At 41.5% G+C, this 8,708-nt stretch carries 12 protein-coding genes; 5 read left to right on the top strand and 7 right to left on the bottom strand.

Annotated elements, in window-relative coordinates:
• Nucleotides 1-202 precede the first annotated feature (202 nt).
• The 5 genes from cpeB (at nucleotide 203) to AC805_RS02865 (ending at nucleotide 3,921) form a co-directional block, all read left to right on the top strand.
• Complete coding sequence (gene cpeB, locus AC805_RS02845) at nucleotides 203-757, top strand: C-phycoerythrin subunit beta (protein ID WP_055074014.1); 555 nt, start codon at nucleotides 203-205, stop codon at nucleotides 755-757.
• Between the two features lie 131 nt (nucleotides 758-888).
• On the top strand, nucleotides 889-1,383 hold the full coding sequence (locus AC805_RS02850; RefSeq protein ID WP_055074015.1) for a bleomycin hydrolase: 495 nt from the start codon (nucleotides 889-891) through the stop codon (nucleotides 1,381-1,383).
• Nucleotides 1,384-1,506: 123 nt separating this feature from the next.
• Entirely contained in the window at nucleotides 1,507-2,802 is a 1,296-nt protein-coding gene (locus AC805_RS02855; protein ID WP_055074016.1) for a HEAT repeat domain-containing protein, read from the top strand.
• 24 nt (nucleotides 2,803-2,826) lie between these two features.
• Complete coding sequence (locus AC805_RS02860) at nucleotides 2,827-3,432, top strand: HEAT repeat domain-containing protein (RefSeq protein ID WP_055074017.1); 606 nt, start codon at nucleotides 2,827-2,829, stop codon at nucleotides 3,430-3,432.
• 12 nt (nucleotides 3,433-3,444) lie between these two features.
• A complete protein-coding gene (locus AC805_RS02865) occupies nucleotides 3,445-3,921 on the top strand; it encodes a DUF2656 domain-containing protein (protein WP_055074018.1) in 477 nt (158 codons plus the stop codon).
• A gap of 154 nt (nucleotides 3,922-4,075) precedes the next feature.
• On the opposite strand, the gene AC805_RS02870 is transcribed toward AC805_RS02865, so the two are convergent.
• The 7 genes from AC805_RS02870 to AC805_RS02900 all read right to left on the bottom strand — a co-directional run.
• Nucleotides 4,076-4,948: a HEAT repeat domain-containing protein gene (locus AC805_RS02870; protein WP_231662410.1), complete on the bottom strand. Its 873-nt coding sequence runs from the start codon at nucleotides 4,946-4,948 to the stop codon at nucleotides 4,076-4,078.
• Nucleotides 4,949-4,987: 39 nt separating this feature from the next.
• Nucleotides 4,988-5,218, bottom strand: a complete 231-nt coding sequence (locus tag AC805_RS02875; RefSeq protein ID WP_055074020.1) for a hypothetical protein — start codon at nucleotides 5,216-5,218, stop codon at nucleotides 4,988-4,990.
• A gap of 441 nt (nucleotides 5,219-5,659) precedes the next feature.
• The gene (locus AC805_RS02880) at nucleotides 5,660-5,965 is read right to left on the bottom strand and encodes a hypothetical protein (protein ID WP_055074021.1); all 306 of its coding nucleotides are present in this window, start codon (nucleotides 5,963-5,965) and stop codon (nucleotides 5,660-5,662) included.
• Between the two features lie 58 nt (nucleotides 5,966-6,023).
• The gene (locus tag AC805_RS02885) at nucleotides 6,024-6,635 is read right to left on the bottom strand and encodes a chromophore lyase CpcT/CpeT (protein WP_055074022.1); all 612 of its coding nucleotides are present in this window, start codon (nucleotides 6,633-6,635) and stop codon (nucleotides 6,024-6,026) included.
• Nucleotides 6,628-7,173: a phycobiliprotein lyase gene (locus AC805_RS02890; RefSeq protein WP_055074023.1), complete on the bottom strand. Its 546-nt coding sequence runs from the start codon at nucleotides 7,171-7,173 to the stop codon at nucleotides 6,628-6,630. The genes AC805_RS02885 and AC805_RS02890 overlap by 8 nt, the downstream gene beginning before the upstream one ends.
• 109 nt (nucleotides 7,174-7,282) lie before the next feature.
• Nucleotides 7,283-7,987 (bottom strand): phycobilisome rod-core linker polypeptide, encoded by a 705-nt coding sequence (locus tag AC805_RS02895; protein ID WP_055074024.1) that lies wholly within the window; start codon nucleotides 7,985-7,987, stop codon nucleotides 7,283-7,285.
• A gap of 73 nt (nucleotides 7,988-8,060) precedes the next feature.
• The coding region (locus AC805_RS02900; RefSeq protein WP_055074025.1) for a phycobilisome rod-core linker polypeptide at nucleotides 8,061-8,708 on the bottom strand (648 nt) is incomplete at its 5' end.

An 8,708-nucleotide genomic window follows, 5' to 3' on the forward strand; every position in this document is an offset into this window, starting at 1 on the left:
CTCTTCTGGGTTTTATGTCTTAACTTATTTGGCTATAGCTATATCTTTAATTTTGGGGCTAATTTGTTAAGGATTGTTACTTACTTTACAAGAGATGAGACTATAAAGCGTCTTATCTTTTATGTTCTATATGTCTTGTGAATTACATAAGACATATAGAACGTTTCAAAATAAGATAACTATTTTTAAGGAGAGCTATTAAATGCTTGACGCTTTTTCCAGAGCTGTAGTTTCAGCTGATGCTAGCACTTCTGTAGTCGGTGACATCAATGCTCTTAAAGCATTCGTAGCTAGCGGCAACCGTCGTTTGGACGCAGTAAACGCAATTGCCAGCAATGCAAGCTGCATGGTTTCTGACGCAGTAGCAGGTATGATTTGCGAAAACCAAGGCTTGATTCAAGCTGGTGGCAACTGTTACCCTAACCGTCGTATGGCTGCTTGCTTACGCGACGCTGAAATTGTTCTCCGTTATGTTACCTATGCGCTATTGGCTGGTGATTCTTCCGTACTGGATGACCGTTGCTTGAACGGTTTGAGAGAAACTTATGCTGCTTTGGGCGTACCTACAACCTCCACAGTACGTGCTGTCCAAATCATGAAGGCTCAAGCTGCTGCTCACATTCAAGACAATCCTAGTGAAGCTCGTGCAGGTGCTAAGCTCCGCAAGATGGGAAGTCCTGTTGTTGAAGATCGTTGTGCTTCCTTGGTTGCTGAAGCTTCCAGCTACTTCGATCGCGTAATTGCAGCTCTTAGCTAATTGCAGCTCTTAGCTAATTGATTGATATCTGCTAATTTGATATCTGATTGCGATTTACTGGTTGAAATTTGATTGACCAGAACAAAACTAAGCTCACTGAATAAAAAGAATCCAGTTTGGAGATTTAATAAATGAAATCCGTTGTTACTACCGTTATCGCCTCTGCTGATGCAGCAGGTCGTTTCCCTAGCACCTCAGACCTCGAATCAGTACAAGGTTCTATCCAACGCGCTGCTGCTCGTTTGGAAGCTGCTGAAAAGCTGGCTGCTAATCTTGACAACGTTGCTAAAGAAGCATACGACGCTTGTATTAGAAAGTATCCTTACCTCAACAATGCTGGCGAAGCAAACTCGAACGACACTTTCAAGGCAAAGTGCGCTCGTGACATCAAGCACTACTTGCGCTTGATTCAGTACAGCCTCGTTGTTGGCGGTACAGGTCCTTTGGATGAGTGGGGTATTGCAGGTCAGCGCGAAGTTTATCGTGCATTGGGCTTGCCTACCGCTCCCTATGTTGAAGCATTGAGCTATGCTCGTAACCGTGGTTGCACACCTCGCGATATGTCTGCTCAAGCGTTGACTGAGTACAATGCATTGCTAGACTACGCAATCAATTCTCTCTCCTAATTGATTCTCTTTGTAGGATATGGGAGATGGTTTCCATAGCTTACTAGAAAGTAAAAATAGAGGCAATTCATAAATTGCCTCTATTTTTGCTTTTGGACTGGCAATTGATATGATTTCGGAATTATGGATAAACGTTTTTATAGCTTTTTTAATTTAACGGAAGATCGGGCGATTGCTATTTTAGATACGCCGCAAAATCAAATTGGGGAAGATGATTCTCGCTATATTGCGGCTTCTCATTTAGTAAATTTTAATTCGGAGAAAACGATCTCCGCATTAGTTCGAGCAATTCATCAAACTGTTCCCGAAACTGTTCCCGAAATGGATAATCAGATTGTACGAAGGAAATCTGTCGAAACATTAGGTCGCCTACAAGCACGGTCAGCATTGCATGTGATTCGAGAATGCTTGGCTGATGCTGATTGCTACATGGTGGAAAATGCAGTTTGGTCGCTCGGAGAGATTGGGACAAAAGATCCAGAGATTTTAGAAGAAATTACCCAACTATTAGATAAGCCTTCCCAAACCTATCGCGTGATTATTCAAACCCTTGCCAAGTTAGATTATCAACCTGCGATCGCTAAGATTCAGCAATTTATAAATGATGAAAGCTTGCCAGTTTCCAGTGCTGCGATTACAGCGATTTGTCGATTAACTCAAGATTTCTCACAAATGGGAAAGATTGTTGACCTATTACAAAATCGTAATGTAATCGCTAGGCGTTTATCCATTCAAGATTTAATTGATGCTAAATACTATGCGGCAATTCCTGCGATATCTCGATGCCCAGTGTCTTTAGTATTTCGATTGCGTGGCATTAAGATGTTAGCGGAAACAGGTATTAAAGAAAGAGTTATTTCCTTTGCGGATATTCAACCTTTTTTAGAAAAATCCTTAATCGATCATCCTTCCACACTTTTACCAGTTCATAATCACAGTACTTTGCCCGATCTTCCTCGTCTAATCCACGAACTTTATGAAACTGATTTTGGCAGATGTTATCTGGCTATCCAAACAATTTTAGAGAATTATGCAGACATCGCTCCTAATGCTCTGGTGAGTGCTTATGAACAGGAAGCCAAAAATGATTATGGCGCACATTTTCATGTGGTTAAACTCTTAGGCTGGTTAAAATACGCGCCAGCTTACGATCTCTTAATTGAGAGCTTGCATAATAAACAACCGCAGTACCAAAAGTCTCGAGCCGCCGCCGCGATCGCCCTTGCAGAAATTGGTGATAAGCGAGCGATTCCCGAACTAAAAGCCTGTTTGGAATCTAAAATATGGGACTTGAAATATGCTGCTCTATTAGCATTGGAGAAGTTCGGCGATTTTACTGGCTATGAAGTACTCGCCAATGATAGCGATTTATTAATTCGCGAAAAGACCAAAACATTAAAAAATGATCCCAATTACTAATTACTAATTACCAATTTCATAAAAATGACTCTTGAAAACTTCTTTCAACAACTCAAACATCCCAATCCCAACGTTCGCAATCAAGCAATGTGGGAAATTGCCGCTAATTATGATGCTGAAGTAATTACTAGATTGATGAGTATTCTTGATGATGAGGATACTAATTATCGGCGAGCTGCCGTCAAAACTTTAGGTGAGATAGGTCACGAAACTATACCTCCTTTAGTTCAGGCGATGCTTCATAGCGAAAATGTGACAGTACGAGGTAGTGCAACCAAAGCGATCGCACAGGTGGTCATTTGTCATCCCGATGAGCCGCTCTCAGATGAAGGAGTAGCAGGTTTAAAGGCAGCTTTACAAGATATGAATCCCGTCGTGAATATTGCCGCAGTCATGGCAATGGGAGAAATTGGTGAACCTGTTCTAGATATTTTAATTGAAGCTTTACAGGCAACCGATAATCCTGCTTTGGCAATTTCTCTGGTAAATGCGATCGCCTCAATTGGTAGCAGTCGAGGGATGGATGCATTGCGCCTGATTATTGACAAAGAAGAAACAGACTCCTATGTCAAAGAATCAGCTATCAGTGCCTTATCTAGAGGTGAGATGACTGCTGGTTTTAATAGATAAGCCCCAATAATTATGAACAATTTATCGCTATCGAGAATGCTTCTTTCTCATAATTTTGATATTTCTGCTGAGATAATCCCAACGCTCAGCCGAGAAGAATTTGCGGAAGTATTTCGGATTGGATTAGGCGATCGCCCATCTTGTCAGACTAGACTCGTTAATCATCCCCATTGGACTGTGGAAATTCTATTTGATCGCGATCGGTTTTCCCCTAAGCAAATAGGTGAGTTTTGTGCTGAGGCTCTAGCAAATAAACGTATCAGTCAAGGTATAGATCCTAAATCTTTACCTGAAATTTTAGTATTAGGCGGAGTTAAAACAACACCTCCTACTAGTAGTTCGCTCGATGCTTTGCAGACTGGCGATTGGGGCGTGGATGTGGTGGAGACATTAGTAGGAGAAACTTTTTTAAAGGGAATTGCATGGGAGACAACGATCGCCTCCAAATCCATTGATATGATTTTTAAAGTGGAACTAAAAGATATCTAGTAGTGCTAAATAGGTAAGGATGGGCGGTGCAAAGCGCCGCCCATCCTTACCATCTAAATCCTTTCTTTTTTAAGACTACCAAATCCAGACCCCGCAACAATAGCTAAGTTGGCGTAACGATGTCTGGATTTAGGTTTTAACTATTGGTTTTGACTTAATCGCTTTCTGCTTGGCGGTGAATTTGGGCGATCGCTAATTTTGACAATACTTGAATCACATGCTGCTCATCATCAAGCAAATTTTGTAAAGATTCCAAAGCGATCGGATTGCCCATCTTACCTAGCGAATTAATAGCGGCTTTACGGACATCCAAATCCACATCTTGCAGAGCCAAAATTAGATGCGAGACCGCAGGCGGATAATTTACCTGAGCCAGTGCTGTGGCAGCTTCCGCACGAATAATTGCTTCTGGATCGGTGAGTGCTGAGACTAAAAGATTGCAAGATTTTTCATCGGACTGCTCCTGAGCAACGTGACCGATCGCGCCAATTACAGCACAGCGAACATCTAGGGAAGCAGAATCTAAAGCTTTATACAAATAATCAGCCCCTTCAGACCCAATAAAGGCTAAAGCCCAAGCTGCATGACCTTTGATATCTTGTGATTTATTGTCATCTCCTAAGATTTCCAACAAAGCTGGCACCGAGGCTTCACCCGTTTTGGCTAAAGCCCCTGCCGAGGAACTTCTGACTACGGTATCGGGATCGTTGAGAAAGGAATTTAGTAAAGTTGGTACAGCGCTCGGATCGCCAATAATTGTTAGCGTTTTGGCAGCAGCACGACGCACAACCACATTCTCATGATTAGCCAAAGATTTTATTAAAAATGGAGTTGCTGCCTCGCCAATTTCTCCCAAAGTCTCAGCGAACCTCAGTCTAACCAGCCCACGCGGATCTCCCAATCCTTCTACTAATTGTTCTAAAATTTGGGAATCACTATCATCAAAAGTGCCAAAAGAAATTTGATCTTTTACCCTTTCGACCAGAAGATCGTTTACTGCTTGAATTTCAAGAATAGAGTTTTTCATTTTGTAGATATTTGGAGACATTTAGTTTGTTGAGCTTTATCAATCTGCATTTAATTTTTGCTGCCGTAAAGACTCAAGAGTTGCATCGATCTTAGCTAGATTTGGTTCTAAGTTCGCTAGAGCTTGAGATTTCATGATTTTTGCTTTTTGAGCCATTGCCAGAGTTTCACTGACAATTCTCTCGCGATAGCACTCTAAGTCCGCAATCATTTCTGTAAGTTGTTCAGGAGTTGCTAACTCAAGAGATTTTAGTTCTGGAACGTCAAACATAGTTTTTTAATACTTTAAGTGATTTTTAATTAAGATTTTTAACTGATGTTACGTGGAAGCTTATGAGGCCACACTCTCAGCCCGTCTCCTAAAAGGGGAGAAAGGAATTAGTCTTGCTTTACCTATCCCTTAATACCAAATCACAAAATGGCGTAGCCATTTTGTGATTTTAAAACCCTTACTGGGTTTGCTTTTCAATTTCCAAAAGTGTAGCCACACTTCTGGAAATTGTTATAATTGGAGAGGTGGCTGTGGGGTGAGGGCGATATTCATTCAACGTAATATCAGTTTTAAGGAAGTTCTTAAATGATTTTAGGGAAATACTCTATCGTCTGATTCAAGTCTAATATTTTAGCTTAAACATTTCAACAATGAAAGTAGCCGAACCCTATGTAAAATATTACATTAGATAAGTTTCAAGCCGCAAAAACAGATTGTTAACTAGACTTGCTCATCAAATCTTGTGCGGAAGTTACCATATTTAATCCAATATTGATTAAGTTGATGGTGTGGCGTATGCAGGCTTGCTTTTGATCGATATAACACAACTTGACGATGATCGCCAATCCAAACTTTATCAGCCGCATCAACATTAATAACGGTTCCGCCTAAAGCAATCACGCAATCTGAAAATCTTTCTACGGCACTATAATCCAAAGTCTCAAAGACAAAGAAATTACCAGAACATATAAGATGTCGGCTACGAATCCATGACTGCATTTTCTTCTGAGCTTCTGGGGGCAGCATTCTGGTTTCAAGCTTAGTTTCATTAATATCTAAATAGACTGAGCTTGTTTTAGAATATTCAGGAGATATTGTTGGAGATATTTGGCACTTCATGGGCAAAACTTTCTCTTTTTTCAAATTTTAGAGGTCCTGTCATAGAACCCCAGACTTGTTGATGAGTATTAATGTCCATCCCCTTATCGAGGCTCAGCCAAGTTGTTTCAGTAACTTCAACATAGCTATCTAGATAGGTATGACGACCATTTTTTTCAATGAAACATTCATTGCCTTCAACTGAACCCGTAAACATAGAACCATTACGTTTAAAAACCATTGAGCAGTTATAACGGCGTTTGATCGCATCGGGGGTAATGGTTTTGAGGATACTGAGATCACGCCCCCCGCCAGCAAAGAACATGGCATTTTTGAGGCTGAAGTTTTCGATATAAATGCGATCGCCTCGATCCACTAAACGATGTACCCCCTGACGATAGGGAGTCCAAAGATCGTAGTCATAGACTTGTTCGGAATAGAGCCCAATTCCTGAAAAAAAATCAAAGGGTAATGGGCGAAAGAATACGTGAATATGAGCGTAATCCTTTGGGCTTGCCGAGGCTTGCTTATAGTTGCTAAAGTCTCCTGACATCCATTGCGCGAGGGTAATTAAATCACTAACTTCAGTTTTATCCATTAGATCGATCTTTAGCTGTTTGACGAATCTCAGAGGCGAAAGAAGCTGTAACCACACCAGATCCAGCGCTAGTTTTGATCAAAGATACGCGACACCGAACATTAGGGTTAATGAACCAAATTTTTTCTTCAGCAGAAGCGCGTTCGTAGGGAGTTGTTAATACAAAGGTCTCGTCATCAGTGAAGTGATACTTTCCGATCGCTGCCATTTCCTCTGCATATCCGCGATCACGGAGGAGACTACCTTGATGAAAATCTTCAGGATCGGGAATAGGCACAAGCAAACAAGTGCCTTTGATAGCTTCGCTGTCTTCCCAGTCTGACTGCCCTTCCCAACTCATCCGAAAGGGAGAAACAGCCTGTAGGGGATCGATATTATATGCTTGACAAAGAGCGATTACATCTGGATGGTCGGATGCAATCCGAGCGATCTCAATATCAGATAACACGGCTTCAAAATGACTAAAAGCTAGGTGATGAGCGCTACGTTGCGATCGCCAATTCCCAATTGATTGCTCAACAAACTCCTGAATATCCATGAATACGTAGACTTGATTATTGCTTTGATTGGTTGTTAGTCTGCTCCCCTATCTATTCAAAGCTAAAAATGGCTTAGCCATTTTTAGCTTTGAAAACCTGAGGCAAAAACTAGATTACTTCGGTAATGCTGACGATTTTGCCAGAAGTGCGATTAATCCGTTGGATTTGAGGAGTCATCTTGCTTGCGGAAACAATGTATTCGGATGTGCTGATACGGCGTTTGGTATCAAATTTGGAACCAGAAACCAAGATTTTGAAACGCTTTTCAGTACCAGAACCGATTACAGTTGCGGTAGAGGCCTTGATTGTATTGGCACTATTAGTTGCAACGGCAAATACGAGTTGTGAAGCTTGAATAGCACTATCAACCTGTGCAGCACCTCGATCGAGTGCAAACATACGATTGTAACCAATCTGCTTGGTGTTCGCAGCACTATCCTTACCACGATAGGAAGGAACAGTATTTTCACCAAAGGCAGCTTGATACTCATCACTGTCGATGTAAGAATCGATCTCCGCGTCGTAGCCTTCCGCGACACAACGGACGATATGCTCAGAGACTTCACGTTGATCTTGAGGTGCGCGTCCAAGCAAATGTAAAAAGTTCAATTCTACAAAGCGATAAGGAGCACAGGAGGAGAAGTAGCGATCGCGATAAAAGTCAGACTTTGCAACGATTCTCACAAACTCGCGCACCGAAATTTCACCATTTGTAAGCTTTGATTCAGCTACAACCAAGCGTTCGCTTTCCATCACATGGGGATTGCCCAAAACTTGCTTGTAAACTGCACGAATGACAGTATCAATTGTCATAATAGTTATCTCCAAAGTTAAATCAAGAGTTAAATCAAGTAAAATCAACTTAAAATCATCGTGAGACCATAAATTACACAGCTTTAATGCTGAGAATTTTGCCAGAAGCGCGACTGATCGATTGAATTTGAGAAGTCATTCTATTAGCCGAAACAACATACTCAGTTGTAGTTGCAGAGGGCTTGTTCTCAAAATTGGAACCAGAGACCACAATCTTGAAACGCTTTTCAGTACCAGAACCAATTACAGTTGCTGTGGATGGATTAATCTTAGTAGCGCTGTTAGTTGCAACAGCAAATACGAGTTGTGAAGCTTTTACGGCACTGTCAACCTGTGCAGCACCACGATCGAGCGCAAACATATGGTTATAACCAACCTGTTTAGAGTTGGCGGCACTATTTTTTCCGCGATAGGAAGGAACAGTATTTTCACCAAAGGCAGCTTGATACTCATTACTATCAATGTAAGAATCAATCTCTGCGTCATAGCCTTCCGCGACACAACGGACAATATGCTCAGAAACTTCGCGTTGATCTTGAGGTGCGCGTCCGAGCAAATGTAAAAAGTTCAATTCTACAAAGCGATAAGGAGCACAGGAGGAGAAGTAGCGATCGCGATAAAAGTCAGACTTTGCAACGATTCTCACAAACTCGCGCACCGAAATTTCACCATTTGTAAGCTTTGATTCAGCTACAACCAAGCAGTCACTTTCCATAACATG

Origin of the sequence: Pseudanabaena sp. 'Roaring Creek' (assembly GCF_001402795.1) — a bacterium.
Classification (GTDB): Bacteria; Cyanobacteriota; Cyanobacteriia; order Pseudanabaenales; family Pseudanabaenaceae; genus Pseudanabaena.

What these genes read in the sequence shown, in the direction of transcription:
- AC805_RS02890 (WP_055074023.1), bottom strand. Translation starts at nt 7,173, where the DNA reads ATGGATATTCAGGAGTTTGTTGAGCAATCAATTGGGAATTGGCGATCG.
- AC805_RS02880 (WP_055074021.1), bottom strand. Translation starts at nt 5,965, where the DNA reads ATGCTGCCCCCAGAAGCTCAGAAGAAAATGCAGTCATGGATTCGTAGC.
- AC805_RS02860 (WP_055074017.1), top strand. Translation starts at nt 2,827, where the DNA reads ATGACTCTTGAAAACTTCTTTCAACAACTCAAACATCCCAATCCCAAC.
- AC805_RS02850 (WP_055074015.1), top strand. Translation starts at nt 889, where the DNA reads ATGAAATCCGTTGTTACTACCGTTATCGCCTCTGCTGATGCAGCAGGT.
- AC805_RS02885 (WP_055074022.1), bottom strand. Translation starts at nt 6,635, where the DNA reads ATGGATAAAACTGAAGTTAGTGATTTAATTACCCTCGCGCAATGGATG.
- AC805_RS02855 (WP_055074016.1), top strand. Translation starts at nt 1,507, where the DNA reads ATGGATAAACGTTTTTATAGCTTTTTTAATTTAACGGAAGATCGGGCG.
- AC805_RS02870 (WP_231662410.1), bottom strand. Translation starts at nt 4,948, where the DNA reads ATGAAAAACTCTATTCTTGAAATTCAAGCAGTAAACGATCTTCTGGTC.
- cpeB (WP_055074014.1), top strand. Translation starts at nt 203, where the DNA reads ATGCTTGACGCTTTTTCCAGAGCTGTAGTTTCAGCTGATGCTAGCACT.
- AC805_RS02865 (WP_055074018.1), top strand. Translation starts at nt 3,445, where the DNA reads ATGAACAATTTATCGCTATCGAGAATGCTTCTTTCTCATAATTTTGAT.
- AC805_RS02895 (WP_055074024.1), bottom strand. Translation starts at nt 7,987, where the DNA reads ATGACAATTGATACTGTCATTCGTGCAGTTTACAAGCAAGTTTTGGGC.
- AC805_RS02875 (WP_055074020.1), bottom strand. Translation starts at nt 5,218, where the DNA reads ATGTTTGACGTTCCAGAACTAAAATCTCTTGAGTTAGCAACTCCTGAA.